The sequence below is a fragment of the Pseudoalteromonas sp. T1lg24 genome, from assembly GCF_002964745.1.
Classification (GTDB): domain Bacteria; phylum Pseudomonadota; class Gammaproteobacteria; order Enterobacterales; family Alteromonadaceae; genus Pseudoalteromonas; species Pseudoalteromonas spongiae.
In genome coordinates, this window is record NZ_PQCB01000006.1 from 1 (window position 1) to 18,795 (window position 18,795).

Genomic DNA, 18,795 nt, shown 5'->3' on the forward strand with positions numbered 1-18,795 from the left:
CTCTTTAAATTAATGGCGGAGTGGACGGGACTCGAACCCGCGACCCCCGGCGTGACAGGCCGGTATTCTAACCAACTGAACTACCACTCCTAAAGAGTAACGTTTGAAATAATTGGCGGAGTGGACGGGACTCGAACCCGCGACCCCCGGCGTGACAGGCCGGTATTCTAACCAACTGAACTACCACTCCGCGTCATTTCAAACCTGTCATGACTCACTTTTGATTTGACTCTCAGTGCTCCTTGACAGCGGCGTGAATAATACGAATCACCCCTTTAAGAGTCAATAGTTTTTTTGCTTTTTTCTCGCTTTTTTACTCATCTGGCAACGAAAGGTTCAAAATTTCATCTGAACTGTCTGATTTCTGCTCAGAACCCGCTACTTTTTGTTCTTCTTGGCCTTTTTTGTTTTTCTTCAATTTACTCATCAAGCCACCTAATAACGGTTTTTTCTGAATAAATACACGGATCACAATAAAGCCAATAAAGATAATAAGCACATTACCCACCACTGCCCAGATGATAATTTGCTCAACATCGAGTTCTGGCTCTGGTGGCAGTTCAGGTTCTTGGTTTATTTCCGGTAAAATGGGTGCAGGTTGTTCTGGTACAGCTTCAATCGGTTTATCAATTTCAAACTCTTGCTTATCAACTTTAGCGACAAATTCACGCCCGTTTATATTGCTACCAAATAAGGTAAGTTCGACTTCATAAACACCCCAGTCATAATTAACGAGCTTTAATTCACGCACTGCTTTATCTTGCGCTTCAAGATTAAAGGCTTGCGTCTCGCCATTAGGGTAAAAAATTGTCCCTTGATAAATGAGTGATTCGGGCTGTACTTTTTCGGTATTCACATTAAGCGTAAGCTGATGGTGCTCTTCGCCCTCACCCGCTTCGCTAAATTCAAAGGTAATAGGAGCGTTTTCGATAATAATGGGATCTTTTACCAAACTGCGTCTTAATATTGGCGTTCGTACTTCGTATTCAGGTTGCCATTCACCAGAGGCAAAATTAAGCGTAAATTCACCAGTAAATACACCATCGCCCGGTCTTTCATCATAGCCTTTGCCATCATCTAATAGTTCTGCAATAGGTACCGGCTTTGCGCCAAAATTAAGGTAGTCCTTATTGTTCGTGCTAACAAAATCGACATTTAACGTCACTAAATCACGAAACAGCCCTTCTTCAATAGGTTTGCCGCCATTTGTTAAGCGACCTGTTACCTTAATGGTTTCGCCTTTAAATAATAGTGGTGGCAGCGGATCTACATGTAATTCAATATCACTTAAGATCATTAATTTACTGTCGGGTAGGATTTTTCCGATGGCTTGCCATGGACCTGGCATTGGCTTTTTAATTTTTATAATGTCGTAGGTTTCGTCATCAAACCATTCAATATTCATATCACCCAGCGAGGTAGTCGCATAAATTTTACTACCATCGGGCCTGACAAGAATAACTGCTGGTGTGCCTTTTTGTCGAAAGAAGAGTAACGTGATTTCATCAACTTGATAGTCGATGCGAAAACGGTTGTCGAAAATCTTAAGTTCATTTTGTTCGCTATTGCGTTGAATTACGTCTAATTCAGTCTGCTGCGCAAAGCTATTCGAAATCAAAAATAAACTAAAAAACCCTAACAACCATTTTTTCATTATGCGTCCTCAGTAAGCCAAAGGCAGTGGCCACCTTTATCATTAACTAAATTTAAGCGCTCTAAGTGTGCCGCTTGTTCTTCGTTATCGGCAAATACGACGTTTAGTCGAGGTCTATCTGGCGAAAGTCGGCGAATACCTTTACTGTTATCACCACTTTGCCCTTCTTTATTGGCAAGGTTAAGGCTTACTTGACCACCTGTCATGCCTAAATACACATCAGCCAATATCTCTGAATCGAGTAAAGCGCCGTGCAATGTACGTTTTGAGTTATCAATATCATAGCGGCGACATAAGGCGTCGAGGTTATTTTTTTGCCCAGGGTGTAAATCACGCGCCATCGCAAGGGTATCGAGTACTTGGCAAACGTCGTGGGTTTTGGGGTAATTTTGTCTCAGCAGCGCAAACTCATGATCCATAAAGCCAACGTCGAACGCTGCATTATGAATGACCAGCTCACCGCCTTTGATATAATCTAAAAACTCTTCCGCAACATCGCGAAACTTAGGTTTGCCCGCAAGAAAGTCGCGTGTAATACCGTGTACAAAAATCGCCTCGTCTTCAATATCTCGCTCTGGATCGATGTAAACGTGAAAGTTATTTCCGGTGAGCCTACGGTTTACTAATTCAACACAGCCGATTTCAATAATGCGGTGCCCTTGCTTAGGGTCGATACCCGTTGTTTCAGTATCCAGTACTATTTGCCTGTGAGCCATATCACCAAATCACAAATTTTGTTATGTTAATAACTTCATTCTACATAATTTAAAGGCAAACTGTGCAAAAAAACGTAGAGATTTTTACTGATGGTTCATGTCTGGGCAACCCAGGTCCAGGTGGCTATGGCACCCTACTTCGCTACAAAGGTCATGAAAAAGAGTTGAGTCAAGGTTATACCTTAACTACAAATAATCGCATGGAACTGCTCGCAGCGATTATTGGCTTAGAGTCATTAAAAGAGCCCTGTCAGGTTATTCTCACTACCGATAGTCAATATGTGAAACAAGGTATTGAATCTTGGCTTGCCAACTGGAAAAAGCGCGGCTGGAAAACCGCCAGCAAGCAAGATGTAAAAAATAAAGATCTGTGGCAACGCCTTGATGCTGCCAATTCAAAGCACCACGTTGAGTGGCGCTGGGTGAAAGGGCATGCGGGTCACACAGAAAATGAACGCGTTGACGACTTAGCCAGAGAGGCCGCAGAAAGTAGCGACTTGCTTGAAGATACTGGATTCGTAGCGCAAAGCTAGATCTCTTTATTACTCTATGATATATCTTATTCCATATTTGATATATCCAGTTTTTGCTAGTATGAATGTAACCATTGAAAGTTTCTTTCACAAACAGTCTTCAACCATCAGTTATGTGGTATTTGATAACCGTAGCTTAAAAGCCATGGTTATCGATGCCGCTGTTGATTTTGATATTGCTTCAGGCAACGTCGGCTACCAGTTTGCTGATTCGATTATTCATTATATTGATAGCCACCACTTAGATGTTGATTGGATTTTAGAAACACACGCCCACGCAGATCATTTATCTGCCGCGCAATACCTCAAGCAAAAACTCGGTGCTAAAGTGGCAACAGGCAAGCACATTACGCAAGTACAGCAGCATTTTAATAAGGTATTTAACTTCGATATTCCAACGGATGGTAGTCAATTTTGCCATTTATTCGACGATGGCGAAGTATTTTATTTAGGTGAAGAAGCGGTTACCGTGATGTTTACACCAGGACACACGCCAGACAGCGTTACCTATATTGTCGATGGCAGTGCATTTGTTGGTGATACGCTGTTTATGCCAGATAGCGGCACGGCGCGTTGCGACTTCCCAGGCGGTGATGCCAGCCAACTGTATCACTCAATTCAACGCATTTTTGAACTTGGTAACGATACCCACTTATATATGTGCCATGATTATCAACCAAATGGTCGCGAAGTGAGTGTTGTTACCAGTGTTGAGGCGCAAAAACAATATAATGTGCACTTAAAGCACGGCATTACGCAACACGATTATGTGAAAACCCGCGAATCGCGAGATGCCGATTTAGCGGTACCCAAATTGATTCACCCTTCAATTCAAGTAAATATCAATGCGGGGCACTTTCCCGAAGCCGAAGCTAATGGCACCACTTACTTAAAAATACCGCTAACGTTTAACTAGATTCACGTTTTGAGCTAATAGAAGCATTTCGAGGAGTGCTTCTTAGCCCTACACCTCTTACCGCTGGATTAAATTGCGGACGAGCATGCCATTTCGGTTTAATCGGCGTTAATGGCGCCACACGTTTTCTTGCCACAATCACGTATACACTACCCGTCGGTTTTAAATAATGTTGGCAAAACGATTGCCACGCTGCAAAACGCGATAGCCGCTTACCGCGAGCAAGCGATGAGTAAATCGCTCGTTCTTCAAATACCACTTCGAACCCTAATAAATGTAACCAGTCTTTTACTCGTGCTGGGGTAAAAAAGCGCCCACTCCACGGTAACTTTTGCTTGGCAAAAGGCAGTATGCGCGCCAAGCCACAAAAGCTAAATGGATTAAACCCGCTAAGCACTAAGTAGCCGCCAGGCATTAATACTCTATGCACTTCTCGTAAGCAGTGGTGTGGGTCGGTTAAATACTCCAAACCATGACTTAATATACAGCCATCGACTGTTTGTTCAGAAAAAGGTAATTCATCAATGTGCGCTCTTACTCCGGCTTTACTCGAGTTTGCGACATTTACTTGGTGTTTAATAACACACGCAGAGGTATCTAACTCAGCGCTCAGCTCACCAATTTTGAGCAAGTGATAGCCAAAAATTCGGTTTAACCACGGCGTGAAGATTTGCTCGATTTCTTGTTTTAAGTATTCGCCATGAGGAAAATCATACCAAGAATGGGGTTGAATGGTATTTTGTAAACTTAGCGCTGGTTTCAAGTCTTTGCCTCGTTATAATGAGAGATAGCCTACAGAGTAAACATAACAGAGCAAGTCAATATGGTACAAGTAATTCCCATTCCCGCGTTTAACGACAATTACATTTGGGCATTGGTTAATCAAGACAACAAACAGCTTTATGTGGTTGACCCAGGTGACGCGGAACCCGTATTAGCGTTCTGCCGCGAGCACTCATTATCGCTTACAGGTATCTTAATTACCCATCATCATTGGGATCACACTAATGGGGTTGAAAAGCTGGTTACGAAGTTTAGTGGTTTACCTGTATACGGCCCGAGCAACAGCCCGTTTGACGGCATTACCCATAAACTTGAAGATGACGCTGTTATAACTCTGGATGAATTACAATTAACCTTAGCAATTATGCATGTGCCAGGACATACCCTTGATCATATTGCGTATTATAATGAAAACATGATTTTTTGTGGCGATACACTTTTTAATGGTGGGTGTGGTCGATTATTTGAAGGCACACCATCACAAATGCTCACATCGCTTTTACGTATCGCAGCCCTGCCCGATTCAACACAGGTTTATTGCACCCATGAATATACGCGTGCCAACCTAGATTTTGCTTCATATATCGAGCCAGACAATCATACGCTTGCTGCCTATCGCGATGAACTTGCCAAACATAGTGATATTTCCTTGCCTACCACAATAGAACAACAAAAGGCGATAAACCCATTTTTGCGCACTCATGAACATAATGTAAGAACCAGCGTGTTAGCTAAAAATTCAATTACCGAAATAAACGATGTCAGTGTTTTTGCAGCCTTAAGGGAACTAAAGGACAATTATTAAATCTATTTATCAATTAATGATAAAAATAAATGAAATTGGCAATTTTTAGCCAAGATCGGTATTATTCGGCGTTCCGTTTTAACTCGGTATTTTGTATTAATGACTTATAAGCAAATAATTGCCCTAAGCGCCAGTGTGTGGCTTGTGGGCTGTCAAACGACAAATCAATCTCAATCAGAAAATACGGCAGAGCCAAACTATAAAGTAGCCAGCTCACAAGACGTATATGATGCATTAACAGTGCTTGCACTTGCAGAAGAAGAGCAAGAAGTCATTGAACAAATCCCTGAATTTGACGATGTGTGGCAGCGAATTCGCTATCAGCTTTCGATTCCTGTGCCGCAAAATCGTGCCGTAGTTGCCGAGCGTAATTACTACGCTAAGCACCAAAAATATTTAGATCGTATCGCCACACGTGGTACTCCCTACCTTCACTATATTGTGGAAGAGGTCGAAAAGCGTCAGATCCCTATTGAAATTGCGCTATTACCTATTGTTGAAAGCGCATTTGACCCATTTGGCTACTCGCACCGCAGTGCTTCTGGTATTTGGCAGTTTATGCCAGCCACAGGTGAGCGTTTCGGCCTAAAGCAGAATTGGTGGTACGACGGTCGTCGCGATATTACCGAGTCTACTCGCGCTGCACTTGAATATTTAACGTATTTACACAAAACACTTGATGGTGATTGGCTAAATGCGATCGCAGCATATAATTCAGGTGAAGGTCGTGTATTACGTGCGATTAAAAAGAACCGTAAAAAGCAGTTACCAACAGATTTTTGGTCGCTTGATTTACCGCGAGAAACAACCCAATACGTACCTAAACTGCTAGCGTTATCAGACTTACTTGCGCGCTCAGATGAGTTTAAAGTAACGTGGAAAAAAATAGATAATAAGCCTGCGGTTGAATTGGTTAATACTGGCGGTCAAATTGACTTAGCAAAAGCCGCTGAAATGGCCGACATTCCAGTGACTGAAATGTATAAGTTAAACCCCGCATTTAACCGTTGGGCAACCGATCCAACCGGTCCGCATAAGCTACTTGTACCAGCAGATAAAGCTTATGGCTTCAAAGCACAACTTGCCAAAATGGATGCTAAAGATCGCATTCGTTGGCAGCAATACACAGTAAAATCAGGCGATAGCCTATCAAAAATCGCCAAGCAATTTGATACCAGTACAACTAGCATCAAAACGCTAAACAAGTTGAGTAACAACACTATTCGCGTTGGTCAACAGCTGTTTGTGCCATTAAGTAATGGCCAAATAGACAATAACTTATTAAGCGGTCCAATGCGTATTGCAGCTAACAACAAAGCAAACCGCAAAACTACGCATACCGTCGTTAGTGGCGATAGTCTGTGGAAAATTGGTCGTAAATATAAAGTATCAACCAAAGACTTAATGAAGTGGAATAACTTACGCAAAAATGCGACCTTACGTCTTGGCCAGCAGTTAACGGTTTATCAAAAAACCAGTTCAACCTTAGCGGGTAATGTGACTGAACGCACCATCACCTATAAAGTGCGCAAAGGTGATTCGTTAGCGCGCATTGCGGGTTTGTATAAAGTGTCAGTATCGGACATTATGAAATGGAATGGCATTGCCAAGAATGAATACATTCAACCTGGACAAAAGCTAAAACTAAAAGTGGATGTAAAAACAGGTTAACACTAAGCAAACATATTAAAAAAGGCGCTATTTAGCGCCTTTTTTTGTCGTACGTTAACTAATGAAAGTTAAGCAATACCAATATATTTATGCACTTGCACCGATAAGCGCCAGTTTTTAGCCTTACACACTTCAATCGCTAAGCGCGTTGCCTTTGCCTTTTGACTAATAGGCTGTAAATAAACGAGTTCTGGCGTATGCCCTGCTTCAGCAAACAGCTCTTCTAACTCCTCAACATGGCGCATCATCGCAACTGGATGTTTAATCTCGTTAGCACGTTGCATGGCGCTTTTAAGTACTTTATAGCCGCCACGCATATTAATTTTTGGTGATACCGTTACCCACGTTGTTGCTGGCGCTAAAATTTCAAATGTACCACTGGTTTCAATTTGCGTAGAAAACCCGTTTTCATGAAGTAATTCACAAAGTGGATTTAAATCGTACATGCATGGCTCACCACCAGTGATCACAATATGCTTTGCTTGATATTGCTTGTCGCGAATTAGCGCAAGAATTTGTTCTGCGGTGCAATTAGCAAAATAATCCGAGTCAGCTTTCTTTTCAACTGTGTCAGAGAGATCAACTAAATAAGTATCGTCCGTATGCCATGTTTGCTTAGTGTCGCACCAAGCACATCCCACAGGACACCCTTGCAAGCGAATAAATATAGATGGGCAACCTGTGTAACTTGCCTCACCTTGAATGGTTTCGAATACTTCGTTAATTTTGTACAACGTACGCCTCTAATTACTGCTAGATTTGTCTTCAAGGTCACGAAGGTGTAGACTATCGCGCCCGCAAAAACCGCTATTATAGCTAAAGTGAGAGAAATATGTCGCAAAAAGTTGTTGTAATTTACTCTGGTGGAATGGATTCATATACCGTTTTAAATAAAGCCATTCGCCAAGGTTATGAAGTGTATGCACTTTCGTTTGATTACGGCCAGCGTCATGTTAAAGAATTAAAAGTCGCAGCAGACGTATGTGCGGAATTAAACATTTCTCATAAGGTTGTTGATATTTCGGCAATCAACCAGTTAATTGGTGGCTCATCGCTGACTGACGATATTGACGTACCGGAAGGTCACTACGAAGAAGAAAGCATGAAATCAACTGTGGTACCAAACCGCAATATGATTTTATTATCACTTGCTGTTGGTTATGCAGTTTCACTTAAAGCCAATAAGGTATTTTACGGTGCCCACTCAGGTGACCATGCAATTTATCCAGACTGCCGCCCTGAATTTGTACAAAAAATGGATGATGTATGCCGCATCGCTAACTACGAAGAAATTGAAATAGTTAGCCCATACTTAAACAATACTAAAATTGAGATTTTAACCGACGGTTTAAATATGGGCCTCGATTACAGTAAGACATGGACTTGCTACAACGGTCGAGAAAAAGCCTGCGGTAAATGCGGCGCTTGCCAAGAGCGTTTAGAAGCATTTGAGCTAAACCAGGCAAGCGATCCACTACCATATGAAGCAAATTAACTAAAACCTGTTAGTTAACGTACATTAAAAGCACCAAATGGTGCTTTTTTGTTTTCCTCTCTCCATTCGCAAAACTCATTTTCATTGCTGTTATGCACCTTAAAAACTAAAGCCACATTTGTACTCCACGCATAAGTTACACTCTTTCGCGATAAGCCATTCTAATTTGTTTACAATCCCCTCTTTTTAAGCACCCAAATTACGAATAAACTATTGGCCTTTCCCACAACTGGATTTATTTATGCCTAAGACATTGAAAGTACCTCATACGCTGGTTTTACTACTAGCGATGATGTTTGTCGCTTATCTTGCTACTTGGATTGTACCCCAAGGCTTTTTTGATACCGTAGAAACAGCGAATGGCCGCCAAGCCGTTGTGCCTGGCACTTATCAAGTTGCCACTGAAAGTCATTACCTTACGCCGTGGGACTTTCTAACGGCAATTCCACGTGCATTTGCCGCTGCACAGGATGTTATCTTTTTTGTATTAATTGTCGGTGGTGTACTCGCAATTGCACGCGCTACAGGCACAGTAGATGCGTTAATTGGCCGTTTATTAGAGAAACATGGCGATAAGCCGCAAAAACTTATTTTTGCCGTCGTCTTTTGTTTTGCCCTTGCCTCAAGTGCGATTGGTACCGCAGGCGAATACATTCCATTTGTACTTATTTTAGTGGCATTATGTAAAGCCATGCGCCTAGATGCGATGACGGCGGTCGGTATGATTGTTGCCGGCTATGGCATCGGTTATGGCGTATCTGCGTTTAATCCGTTTACTGTATTAATCGCCCAACAAATTGCCGAAGTACCTGTTTATTCAGGCTTATGGTTACGTTTAGCGATTTTCGTGCCGTTCGTATTAATCGGTTTCCATCATGTGTGGTCATACACCAAACAAGTACAAGCGGACCCTTCTCGCTCGTTAATGGCTGGTATTCCTTGTCCGTTAGAAGGTAAAGAAACCCATGATTATCCTAAGCTTAATCGTCGTCACCAACTGGTGTTATTAAGCTTTATTGCCACCTTAGTAATCGCTGTATGGGGCATTGCAACCAAAGGCTGGTACTTATATGAACTTGGCGGCTTATTTGTTGCGTGGGGCCTTGTTATTACGGTATTGGGTAAACTTGATGCCAACACTGCTGCTAACAAATTTATTGAAGGTACCTCTGATTTAGTAACTACGGCAATTCTAATCGGTGTTGCTCGCGGTATCGCACTCATTTTAGACGACGGTAAAATTCTGCACAGCCTAGTGTACGGTATGAGTTTACCGCTTTCTTATGTGAGCGCAGAAATATCAGCTGTTGGTATGCTTGTTATTCAAACTCTGCTAAATACCTTTATTCCATCGGGTTCAGGTCAAGCGTACGTTACTATGCCGTTAATGGCGCCGCTTGGTGATTTAGTAGGTGTACCACGCCAAGTTGCGGTACTTGCGTATCAATTTGGCGATGGCTTTTCGAATATGATTATCCCAACCAATGCGGTATTGATGGGCATTATAGGTATGGCAGGTGTGCCTTATGGTCTGTGGTTTAAGTTCTGCTTGCCGCTATTAGTGAAACTAATGATTGCAGCCTCTGTCGTACTGATCGCCGCCACTTTCTTTGGCTATGGTTTAGATGTGCAACCGCAAATTGCTGGGGTTGAAAGCCAAGTAACAACAAATAGCTAATTCAATTACAAGCATAAAAAAGCCACCGAATACGGTGGCTTTTTTGTAACACATCTATTTACAGAGCTTAGCTAATAGCTGCTCTTTTACATTTGGCCATTCAGTATTAAGAATAGAATACACTGCGGTATCACGAATACTGCCGTCTTTTAGGATTTGATGGTTGCGTAAAATGCCATCTTGTTTTGCACCTAAACGCTCTATTGCGGTTCTGGAAGCATCATTTTTCACATGCGTACGAAATTCCACTGCTATTGCCTTACTTTGTTCAAAAAGTTGTTTTAATAGCAAGTATTTACATTCTGTATTGACTGCTGTTCGCCTTACAGAATTTGCATACCAAGTGTAGCCAATTAACGCGCGCTTATTTTCACGATCTACACCATAGTAACGTGTCGTGCCAACGATTTGATTTGTTGCTTTATGGCGCACTGCGTAAGCGATATTGCCTTTTTCCATCTGACTAATCGCCTCAGCAATATATTGGTCCATGCTGTCTGGCGTTGGTACATTAGCAAACCATAACCTCCAGTGTTCACCATCGTTTACCGCTGTACTAAGGGCTTCCGTATGAGCTAAACAAAGGGGTTCCAAAATTACATGCTGACCTTCAATAACCTGTTTTTTAATCCACATCATTTATCTTTCTTATTATTGCTAATTTAATATTTTCCAAAAAACACAGCATAAGTAACTGAAAACAGTTTATTTTTTCAAGCAAGAATATCGTGTTCTTTGAAACGCCATACAAAATTTTGGCATAAAAAAACCCAAGCATTAGCTTGGGTTTTAAATATTTGGTGCGGATGGAGGGACTTGAACCCTCACGTGATTGCTCACACAGCGACCTCAACGCTGCCTGTCTACCAATTCCAGCACATCCGCGAAGATGTTATTTATTAGTTTGGAACGTCGTTGCTTTTGTCTTGTGAAGCAGGAACGTCTTTATCTTTTGGTTCAGCAACAACTGTCGTTGCAGCAGGAGCGTCTGATGATAAATCTGACCACTCGTCAGTTTGTTTAATCTGACCTGCTGTTAAGTTACCTAACACAATGCTTAAAATAAAGAACACTGTTGCTAAAGTGGTTGTTGTTTTTGTCATAAAGTTACCAGCACCGCTTGAACCGAAAACGGTTCCAGACGCACCAGCACCAAATGATGAACCCATATCAGCACCTTTACCTTGCTGGATTAATACAAATCCAATTAAAGCAAGTGCGACGATAAGATAAACTACTAATAAAATTTCGTACATTGTTAGCCATTTCCTTTTGCGCTATTACAGATGGTTGCAAAGCTATTAGCTTTAAGGCTTGCTCCGCCTATTAGCCCACCATCAATATCTGGTTGCGCAAATAATTGTTCGCTATTGTTCTCGTTAACACTACCGCCGTAAAGCAGTTGTATTTTTGCAGCTAACTCGCTGTTAAGTTCAGCCAGCTTGCTACGGATAAATTTGTGCACAGCTTGTGCTTGTTCAGGCGATGCAGTTTTACCTGTGCCTATTGCCCAAACGGGCTCGTATGCTACCACACTATTAGCAAGTGCATCTACACCTAATTTGCTAATAATCGCATCGATTTGCTGCCAAACAACTTGTTCGGTCAATTCTTGTTCACGTTCTTGTTCACTTTCACCAACACATAGGATCGGTGTTAGATTATTTTCTTGTGCTTTGGCAAATTTAGCAGCAACTGTTTCGTTACTTTCACCGTAAATAGCACGTCTTTCTGAGTGACCAACCAAGGTGTAATTTGCACCTAGTGCGTGAATCAATTTGGCGTCAACTTCGCCAGTAAATGCACCTGCATTATTTTCTGACACTGTTTGTGCGCCTGCTTTCAAACCTGCATCAAGTGCTGATTTAATTAAAGGGAATGGCGGGAAAACTAAAATATCAACGTCAGAGGTATCAATTTTCGTGATTACTTCGGCAAGTTCAGATACAAGCTCAAGTGAGCCATTCATTTTCCAGTTGCCGGCAACCATAGGTTTGCGTTGTGCCATTGCTTACTCCAATTTAGAAAGCGAGCAGGATGTTATCCTGACTCGCTAAAAGTTACAAGAAGTTATTGTGCGTTTTCGAGTTGTTTGCTTATAGATTCAACAACATCAGCAATTTTCTTTGAGAAATCGAAGACTTGCTTTTCTTTTTCTGCTTCAACCATAACGCGGATCACAGGCTCTGTGCCTGACTTACGAATTAACACACGACCTTTATCACCCAGTTGCTGTTCAACTTCAGCAATCACAGACTTAACATCGTTGCTTGCAAGCGGTTCAGTGCCTTTTGCATAGCGTACGTTAATCATATTCATTGGGTACTTTGTAAAGCCTTGACCTAAATCTTCAAGTGTTTGATTGCTCTCAACCATGGCTGCAAGCACTTGTAGGCTAGATATAATGCCGTCACCCGTTGAGATGCGGTCAAGATTTAGAATGTGGCCCGAGCTTTCGCCACCAATTTTCCAGCCTTTTTGCTTTAATAGCTCTAGCACATAGCGATCGCCCACTTTTGAACGTTCAAATTCAACGCCGAGTGACTTAAGCGCATTTTCAAGGCCCATGTTAGACATTACAGTGCCAACAACACCGCCGCCAAGTTCACCTTTCTCGAACGCGTATTTCGCAATGATATAAACAATGTCATCACCGTCAAATACACGGCCTTTATGGTCAACCATCATCACGCGATCACCATCACCATCGTAGGCAATACCTACGTCAGCTTTTACTTCAAGCACTTTTTGGATCATGGTATCAACATGGGTTGCGCCGCATTTTGCGTTGATATTTAAACCATTTGGCTCACACGCTACTTTAATCACTTCAGCGCCAAGTTCGCGCATAACATCAGGTGCAATGTGATACGTTGCACCATTGGCACAATCAACCACAATACGTAAACCTTCGAGCGATAAAGCGCTTGGGAACTGGCTTTTACAGTATTCGATATAACGTCCTGCTGCAGTATCAAGGCGCTTTGCTTTACCGAGCGATTCTGAAGAAACACACGTCATTTTTTCATCCATCATGGCTTCGATTTCAAGCTCTAACGCATCATCTAACTTAGTGCCTTGTGATGAGAAAAACTTAATGCCATTGTCTTGATAAGGGTTGTGAGAGGCACTAATAACAATACCTGCTTCACCGCGGAACGTTTGTGTTAAATACGCGATTGCAGGCGTTGGCATTGGACCTAATAAAATAACATCAATACCAGCCGCTACTAAACCGGCTTCAAGCGATGTTTCAAGAAGATAGCCCGAAATACGTGTATCTTTACCAATAATCACTTTTTTAGTGCCCGCTTTAGACAGTACTTTACCTGCCGCCCAGCCAAGCTTTAATGCAAATTCTGGGGTGATTGGGAACTGCCCTACCTCACCACGTACACCATCGGTGCCGAAATATTTTCTATTGCTCATTTGTAATTCCTTGTTCACAGGCCCGCCATACATTAAGTGCATCGGCGGTTTCTGTAACATCGTGTACTCGAATAATCTTAGCGCCCTTTTGCGCGGCGATAAGCGCGCCCGCAACTGAGCCAGCTAAACGCTGATCTACATCGCGCCCTAATAAATTACCAATCATCGACTTGCGCGATAAGCCAGCAAGTACTTCACACCCCATCATTCTAAACTCGTCTATGTATTTTAAAATATGGTAGTTATGTGCAAGGGTTTTACCAAAACCAAAGCCAGGATCGAGAATGATTTTATCGCGCGATATACCTGCAGCTTCGCAAGCAGCTATACGCTCAACAAAAAACTGTTTAATATCATTTATCACATCATCGTAATGAGGGTTTGATTGCATGGTACGCGGTTGCCCTTGCATATGCATTAAGCACACCGGCACGCCCAACTCAGCCGTGGTCGCCAAGGCATTGGGTTCTTGCAGTGCACGCACATCGTTAATAATATCAGCGCCCGCATTCACCGCCTGACGCATTACCTCTGCTTTGCTGGTATCGATGGAAATGAGACAATCTGACTTTTTGCGGATCGCCTCTATAACTGGAATAACGCGCGCAAGCTCTTCTTCTAATGCAACATCAGGTGCACCAGGACGCGTTGATTCACCACCAATATCAATAATGGTCGCGCCATTTTCAAGCATCGCCAAAGCCGAAATGACAGCGCTGTCGATTTGTTGATAACTGCCGCCATCAGAAAAAGAGTCTGGGGTGAGGTTAAGTATTCCCATTATATGGGTTTGGCTTAGGTCAAGTACCTTGCCGTTTGGTAAATTGATAGTAGACATAGAAATGTAGATTTAAAAAACCCCGAATTGCTCGGGGTTTTTAGGGTTGTTAGTTTACCGATGGTTGGTCGGTGTCATCAAGTTTATTTTCAGGTTTTTTCTCTGTATCAACCTGTTTTTCTGCTTGAGGTTCTTTATCGCCAGTAGCTGTTGCGCCAGCACTTGGCTTGTCATCGTCTTTACGATCATGTGCATCACGTGGTGGGCGCACTTCGCGACGCGCCATTAGGTCATCAATTTGCGCAGCATCAATCGTTTCATACTTCATTAGCGCATCTTTCATTGCGTGAAGGATATCCATATTTTCTTTTAGAATATCTTCAGCGCGTTGATAGTTGCGATCTGAGAAGTCACGTACTTCCGCATCAATAAGCTTAGCCGTTTCTCCAGACATGCTCTTGTTCTGCGTTTGACTACGACCCATGAAAACTTCGCCTTGATCTTCTGAATAAAGAAGCGGACCTAGTTTTTCACTTAAACCCCATTGCGTAACCATTTTGTGTGCAATATCAGTTGCACGTTCAATATCGTTACTCGCACCTGTGGTCACTTTATCTGCGCCATAGATGAGTTCTTCAGCAATACGGCCACCGTAAAGGCTTGAAATCATCGACTCTAAATGTTGCTTAGAATGACTTACACGGTCTTGCTCTGGTAAATACATAGTTACACCAAGTGCACGACCACGCGGGATAATTGATACCTTGTAAACAGGATCATGCTCAGGCACTAAACGTCCTACAATAGCATGACCAGCTTCGTGGTATGCCGTCATTTCTTTTTCTTGCTCGCTCATGACCATTGACTTGCGCTCTGCGCCCATCATGATTTTATCTTTAGCAGCGTCAAACTCGGCCATGCTAACAACACGCTTATTACCGCGCGCAGCAAAAAGAGCAGCTTCATTCACTAGGTTAGCTAGATCAGCACCTGAGAAGCCCGGTGTACCACGTGCAATTAGCGCTGGCTCTACGTTGTCTGCCAGAGGCACTTTGCGCATGTGTACTTTAAGAATTTGTTCACGACCGCGGATATCAGGTAAACCAACAACTACCTGACGGTCAAAACGACCAGGACGCAATAGCGCTGGGTCTAGTACATCTGGACGGTTAGTCGCAGCAATTACGATAATGCCTTCGTTACCTTCAAAGCCATCCATTTCAACAAGCATTTGGTTAAGTGTTTGCTCACGCTCATCGTGACCACCACCAAGACCTGCACCACGCTGACGGCCTACCGCATCGATTTCATCGATGAAGATGATACAAGGTGCAGCTTTCTTAGCCTGTTCAAACATGTCACGAACACGCGATGCACCAACACCAACGAACATTTCTACGAAGTCAGAACCTGAAATTGTAAAGAATGGTACTTTTGCTTCACCTGCAACCGCTTTTGCAAGTAGCGTTTTACCTGTACCTGGAGGACCTACCATCAGTACGCCCTTCGGAATGCTACCACCCAACTTTTGGAATTTTGATGGGTCACGTAAGAAATCTACTAACTCAGTAACGTCTTCTTTTGCTTCATCACAACCAGCTACATCGGCAAATGTCGTTTTAACTTGGTCTTCGCTCATTAAGCGTGCTTTGCTCTTACCAAATGACATGGCACCTTTGCCGCCACCGCCTTGCATTTGACGCATGAAGAATATCCAAACACCAATAAGTAGTAACATTGGGAACCAAGAAATGAAGATAGTTGCCAATAATGACTGCTCTTCCGGTTCTACACCTTCAACAATTGCACCGCTTTTGATCAGCTCGTCAACAATGTACTGATCGTGCATAGGGATAACAGTTTTAAACTGTTCACCATTTAATTTTGTGCCGTATACGATGCCAGCTGTGCGATCAAACTTCGCTTCGCGCACTTGTTTTGCACGGGCATCCTTTACAAACTGCGAATATGCGAGCTGGCGGTTAGCCCCTTCGCCTGGATTGAAACTCTGGAATACCGACATTAAAACTACGGCGATTACCAACCAGAGAATTAAATTTTTAGCCATATCACTCAAGGCATTAACCTCTTGTCTTATCTAACATTGAAAAAAATCTTTAACTTTAAATACTGTACTACAGTTTGTAACCTGTCGCTACTATATAAACTTCGCGAGAGCGCGCACGCGACGAATCTGGTTTGCGAATTTTAACGGTCTTAAAACTATTACGTAAGTCTTTAACAAATTGATCAAATCCCTCTCCTTGGAACACTTTGACAGCAAAATTGCCATTTGGTTTAAGTACTTGATGGCACATATCAAATGCAAGTTCGACTAAGTACATGCTACCTGCCTGATCTGTCACGTTATTTCCGCTCATATTAGGCGCCATATCCGACATCACAAGATCAACGTTCTTACCATCAATTCGTGATAACAGTGCATCCAGTACCGCTTCTTCACGAAAGTCACCTTGTAAAAATTCAACGCCAGGCAGGGGATCCATAGGTAAAATGTCACAAGATATTACTGTGCCGTTATCACCAACCTTATCAGCCGCATATTGCGACCAACCACCTGGTGCGGCACCTAAATCCACCACAGTAAGTCCCGGGCGAATTAATTTATCTTTTTTGTCGAGCTCTTCAATTTTGAAGTAAGCGCGCGAGCGATACCCGAGTTTACGGGCTTCATTGGCATATACATCATCAAAATGCTCCTTTAACCAGCGTTTTGAACTTGCCGAATGCTTTTTATTAGCCATTAAATTCTACTCTAGAATTAGTAATATTGGATATATGGCGGTAGAATACCCTTAATTCAAGATTATTTCTGCGAAATTTACTAAATATGAAGTTATCAAACAAACAAAAGCAGTTTTTAAAAGGCGAAGCACACGCGTTAAATCCAGTTGTTCTTTTAGGTGCAAATGGTTTAACAGAAGGTGTGTTACTCGAAATTGAAAACGCACTTGGCATTCACGAACTAATTAAAGTGAAAGTCCCAACCAGTGACCGTGAAACTAAAGCGCTTATTTTTGAAGCCATTGTTCGCGAAACGGGCGCTATCAAGCTACAAACGATTGGTCATATTATTGTGCTTTATAAACAAAGCGAAGATAAGAAAATCCAATTGCCAAAAGGTTAACGGAAAACATATTTTAACCTGTAAAAAAAAACGCGCTTTATGCGCGTTTTTTATTGTATTGCTTTAAGGTTAAATCAAGAAAATCCGTAGTCAGCTCGTTCAAAATGCCAGCTTCGGCATTTATCATCAAACTAAAGCCTAACTCTAACCTTGGAATAACCAACACGTCAGCACGGTATCCCTGCACCCAGCCACTGTGATAATAAATTTTCTCACCTTTGTAGTCGTAAATGCGCCAGCCCAATCCGTAATGAGCTTGGTTTAGGTTTTTACGCCAAACTCGACGCCTTAACTCTTTTTTGGTTTTAATTTGTGGTGTACTTTGCAGCGCCAGTGATTCTTTTGATAACACACTAGGGTATTGGCCAAGCTGTGCTTTGAGCCACTGCACCATATCATCTGCACTGGCATTAACGCCCGCTGCAGGACCAACCTTATAGTAATTTGGTTTAATTTTTGTGGTGTACCAACGCTTGCGTGCCCGCACGTGTGGATGAGCGTAATTGTCATCTTGCATCATGGCTTGTATACCAAGACTCGCATTTTTCATGTTTAACGGTTTAAACATGAATTCATTTACCCAGGTGCTGTAATCTATCTGCGTGGATTTTTCGATTACATCACCAATCAGGCTAAACATCACATTCTGATAACCATAACAACGCCCCGGAGAACAAATCGGTTCTACTTCTGCAAGCTTATTTTTAATTTTGTCATAAGACATGCGTGATTCAATAAGATTGTCGTACGCATTGGGCACAAGGCCACTGCTATGACTTAATAAATGCGACACCCGCAGCTTTTTATCACGACTGTGAAAATGAAAATCCGGCAGATATTTAGTCACCGTATCGTCAAGCTTTAACTGCCCTTCACTGGCGAGCTTTGCAGCCAAAGAGCCCGCAAATGTTTTTGATACCGACGCTAAACGAAAGCGTGTACTGGTGGTAATAGGTTTACCGCTAATGCGTTTAGTTTTGCCATAGCCATAGGCAAACTCCCCCGCATCTACTTTTACAACTGACAGTGCCGCACCTGGGATCCCTTTTTTTCTTAATTTAGATACCATGGTGTTCTTGTAACCTTTAACAAAACGGTCAAAATCGACCTGTTCGTTTGCGTTATCAAGACTATCCGCAACTGAAAAACAACTAAAACTCAAAAATGTTGAGAAAAACAAAAACCGCAT

General features: G+C 42.4%; 19 protein-coding genes and 3 tRNA genes. 7 read left to right on the forward strand and 15 right to left on the reverse strand.

Annotated elements, in window-relative coordinates; genetic code table 11:
• Positions 1–13: 13 nt before the first annotated feature.
• From C2M30_RS02940 to dnaQ, 4 genes are all read right to left on the reverse strand, one after another.
• A tRNA-Asp gene (locus tag C2M30_RS02940) sits at positions 14–90 on the reverse strand.
• Positions 91–113: 23 nt separating this feature from the next.
• A tRNA-Asp gene (locus tag C2M30_RS02945) sits at positions 114–190 on the reverse strand.
• Positions 191–313: 123 nt separating this feature from the next.
• Positions 314–1,654 carry a TIGR03503 family protein gene (locus C2M30_RS02950; protein WP_105170619.1) on the reverse strand — a complete coding sequence of 447 codons (1,341 nt, stop codon included), beginning with the start codon at positions 1,652–1,654 and terminating at the stop codon, positions 314–316.
• On the reverse strand, positions 1,654–2,370 hold the full coding sequence (dnaQ, locus tag C2M30_RS02955) for a DNA polymerase III subunit epsilon (RefSeq protein ID WP_105170620.1): 717 nt from the start codon (positions 2,368–2,370) through the stop codon (positions 1,654–1,656). Before dnaQ ends, C2M30_RS02950 begins: the two co-directional genes overlap by 1 nt.
• 62 nt (positions 2,371–2,432) lie before the next feature.
• Between dnaQ and rnhA the strand changes: the two genes are divergently transcribed.
• Positions 2,433–2,903, forward strand: a complete 471-nt coding sequence (gene rnhA, locus C2M30_RS02960; RefSeq protein ID WP_105170621.1) for a ribonuclease HI — start codon at positions 2,433–2,435, stop codon at positions 2,901–2,903.
• A gap of 61 nt (positions 2,904–2,964) precedes the next feature.
• Complete coding sequence (locus C2M30_RS02965; protein ID WP_105170622.1) at positions 2,965–3,819, forward strand: MBL fold metallo-hydrolase; 855 nt, start codon at positions 2,965–2,967, stop codon at positions 3,817–3,819.
• Here the strand turns inward: C2M30_RS02965 and C2M30_RS02970 are convergent.
• On the reverse strand, positions 3,812–4,582 hold the full coding sequence (locus C2M30_RS02970; RefSeq protein WP_010560470.1) for a class I SAM-dependent methyltransferase: 771 nt from the start codon (positions 4,580–4,582) through the stop codon (positions 3,812–3,814). The two genes, C2M30_RS02965 and C2M30_RS02970, sit on opposite strands and share 8 nt — an antisense overlap.
• Before the next feature lie 60 nt (positions 4,583–4,642).
• Between C2M30_RS02970 and gloB the strand changes: the two genes are divergently transcribed.
• A complete protein-coding gene (gene gloB / locus C2M30_RS02975; RefSeq protein WP_105170623.1) occupies positions 4,643–5,407 on the forward strand; it encodes a hydroxyacylglutathione hydrolase in 765 nt (254 codons plus the stop codon).
• Between the two features lie 99 nt (positions 5,408–5,506).
• A complete protein-coding gene (locus C2M30_RS02980) occupies positions 5,507–7,078 on the forward strand; it encodes a LysM peptidoglycan-binding domain-containing protein (protein WP_100913093.1) in 1,572 nt (523 codons plus the stop codon).
• A 68-nt stretch (positions 7,079–7,146) separates the two neighbouring features.
• On the opposite strand, the gene queE is transcribed toward C2M30_RS02980, so the two are convergent.
• Positions 7,147–7,812: a 7-carboxy-7-deazaguanine synthase QueE gene (gene queE, locus C2M30_RS02985; protein WP_105170624.1), complete on the reverse strand. Its 666-nt coding sequence runs from the start codon at positions 7,810–7,812 to the stop codon at positions 7,147–7,149.
• 98 nt (positions 7,813–7,910) lie between these two features.
• On the opposite strand from queE, the gene queC reads away from it, so the two are divergent.
• Positions 7,911–8,573, forward strand: coding sequence for a 7-cyano-7-deazaguanine synthase QueC (gene queC, locus C2M30_RS02990; RefSeq protein ID WP_010560474.1), 663 nt, complete (start codon positions 7,911–7,913; stop codon positions 8,571–8,573).
• Positions 8,574–8,814: 241 nt separating this feature from the next.
• Positions 8,815–10,251 carry a YfcC family protein gene (locus tag C2M30_RS02995; RefSeq protein WP_105170625.1) on the forward strand — a complete coding sequence of 479 codons (1,437 nt, stop codon included), beginning with the start codon at positions 8,815–8,817 and terminating at the stop codon, positions 10,249–10,251.
• 54 nt (positions 10,252–10,305) lie between these two features.
• Here the strand turns inward: C2M30_RS02995 and C2M30_RS03000 are convergent, their stop codons facing one another.
• The 8 genes from C2M30_RS03000 to rlmE form a co-directional block, all read right to left on the reverse strand.
• On the reverse strand, positions 10,306–10,887 hold the full coding sequence (locus tag C2M30_RS03000; protein WP_105171139.1) for a GNAT family N-acetyltransferase: 582 nt from the start codon (positions 10,885–10,887) through the stop codon (positions 10,306–10,308).
• Between the two features lie 162 nt (positions 10,888–11,049).
• Positions 11,050–11,136: transfer RNA gene (locus C2M30_RS03005), tRNA-Leu, on the reverse strand.
• 14 nt (positions 11,137–11,150) lie between these two features.
• Positions 11,151–11,507 (reverse strand): preprotein translocase subunit SecG, encoded by a 357-nt coding sequence (secG, locus tag C2M30_RS03010; protein WP_010560479.1) that lies wholly within the window; start codon positions 11,505–11,507, stop codon positions 11,151–11,153.
• Between the two features lie 2 nt (positions 11,508–11,509).
• Positions 11,510–12,259, reverse strand: a complete 750-nt coding sequence (tpiA, locus tag C2M30_RS03015) for a triose-phosphate isomerase (RefSeq protein WP_105170626.1) — start codon at positions 12,257–12,259, stop codon at positions 11,510–11,512.
• A 62-nt stretch (positions 12,260–12,321) separates the two neighbouring features.
• Positions 12,322–13,680, reverse strand: a complete 1,359-nt coding sequence (glmM, locus tag C2M30_RS03020) for a phosphoglucosamine mutase (RefSeq protein ID WP_105170627.1) — start codon at positions 13,678–13,680, stop codon at positions 12,322–12,324.
• The gene (gene folP / locus C2M30_RS03025) at positions 13,670–14,518 is read right to left on the reverse strand and encodes a dihydropteroate synthase (RefSeq protein ID WP_105170628.1); all 849 of its coding nucleotides are present in this window, start codon (positions 14,516–14,518) and stop codon (positions 13,670–13,672) included. The genes glmM and folP overlap by 11 nt, the downstream gene beginning before the upstream one ends.
• 49 nt (positions 14,519–14,567) lie before the next feature.
• Positions 14,568–16,526: an ATP-dependent zinc metalloprotease FtsH gene (gene ftsH, locus C2M30_RS03030; protein WP_105170629.1), complete on the reverse strand. Its 1,959-nt coding sequence runs from the start codon at positions 16,524–16,526 to the stop codon at positions 14,568–14,570.
• A 67-nt stretch (positions 16,527–16,593) separates the two neighbouring features.
• Positions 16,594–17,223 carry a 23S rRNA (uridine(2552)-2'-O)-methyltransferase RlmE gene (gene rlmE, locus C2M30_RS03035; RefSeq protein WP_010560484.1) on the reverse strand — a complete coding sequence of 210 codons (630 nt, stop codon included), beginning with the start codon at positions 17,221–17,223 and terminating at the stop codon, positions 16,594–16,596.
• An 86-nt stretch (positions 17,224–17,309) separates the two neighbouring features.
• Here rlmE and yhbY point away from each other — a divergent pair, with 86 nt between their 5' ends.
• Complete coding sequence (gene yhbY, locus C2M30_RS03040) at positions 17,310–17,606, forward strand: ribosome assembly RNA-binding protein YhbY (protein WP_010560485.1); 297 nt, start codon at positions 17,310–17,312, stop codon at positions 17,604–17,606.
• Positions 17,607–17,643: 37 nt separating this feature from the next.
• On the opposite strand, the gene C2M30_RS03045 is transcribed toward yhbY, so the two are convergent.
• The gene (locus tag C2M30_RS03045; RefSeq protein ID WP_105170630.1) at positions 17,644–18,795 is read right to left on the reverse strand and encodes a serine hydrolase domain-containing protein; all 1,152 of its coding nucleotides are present in this window, start codon (positions 18,793–18,795) and stop codon (positions 17,644–17,646) included.

Bases quoted from the DNA above. Each gene is read 5' to 3' on its own strand.
- glmM (WP_105170627.1), bottom strand. From the start codon at position 13,680: ATGAGCAATAGAAAATATTTCGGCACCGATGGTGTACGTGGTGAGGTA.
- C2M30_RS02950 (WP_105170619.1), bottom strand. From the start codon at position 1,654: ATGAAAAAATGGTTGTTAGGGTTTTTTAGTTTATTTTTGATTTCGAAT.
- gloB (WP_105170623.1), top strand. From the start codon at position 4,643: ATGGTACAAGTAATTCCCATTCCCGCGTTTAACGACAATTACATTTGG.
- C2M30_RS02995 (WP_105170625.1), top strand. From the start codon at position 8,815: ATGCCTAAGACATTGAAAGTACCTCATACGCTGGTTTTACTACTAGCG.
- secG (WP_010560479.1), bottom strand. From the start codon at position 11,507: ATGTACGAAATTTTATTAGTAGTTTATCTTATCGTCGCACTTGCTTTA.
- dnaQ (WP_105170620.1), bottom strand. From the start codon at position 2,370: ATGGCTCACAGGCAAATAGTACTGGATACTGAAACAACGGGTATCGAC.
- C2M30_RS02980 (WP_100913093.1), top strand. From the start codon at position 5,507: ATGACTTATAAGCAAATAATTGCCCTAAGCGCCAGTGTGTGGCTTGTG.
- folP (WP_105170628.1), bottom strand. From the start codon at position 14,518: ATGTCTACTATCAATTTACCAAACGGCAAGGTACTTGACCTAAGCCAA.
- rlmE (WP_010560484.1), bottom strand. From the start codon at position 17,223: ATGGCTAATAAAAAGCATTCGGCAAGTTCAAAACGCTGGTTAAAGGAG.
- tpiA (WP_105170626.1), bottom strand. From the start codon at position 12,259: ATGGCACAACGCAAACCTATGGTTGCCGGCAACTGGAAAATGAATGGC.
- C2M30_RS02965 (WP_105170622.1), top strand. From the start codon at position 2,965: ATGAATGTAACCATTGAAAGTTTCTTTCACAAACAGTCTTCAACCATC.
- ftsH (WP_105170629.1), bottom strand. From the start codon at position 16,526: ATGGCTAAAAATTTAATTCTCTGGTTGGTAATCGCCGTAGTTTTAATG.
- yhbY (WP_010560485.1), top strand. From the start codon at position 17,310: ATGAAGTTATCAAACAAACAAAAGCAGTTTTTAAAAGGCGAAGCACAC.
- C2M30_RS03045 (WP_105170630.1), bottom strand. From the start codon at position 18,795: ATGCGGTTTTTGTTTTTCTCAACATTTTTGAGTTTTAGTTGTTTTTCA.
- C2M30_RS03000 (WP_105171139.1), bottom strand. From the start codon at position 10,887: ATGTGGATTAAAAAACAGGTTATTGAAGGTCAGCATGTAATTTTGGAA.
- queC (WP_010560474.1), top strand. From the start codon at position 7,911: ATGTCGCAAAAAGTTGTTGTAATTTACTCTGGTGGAATGGATTCATAT.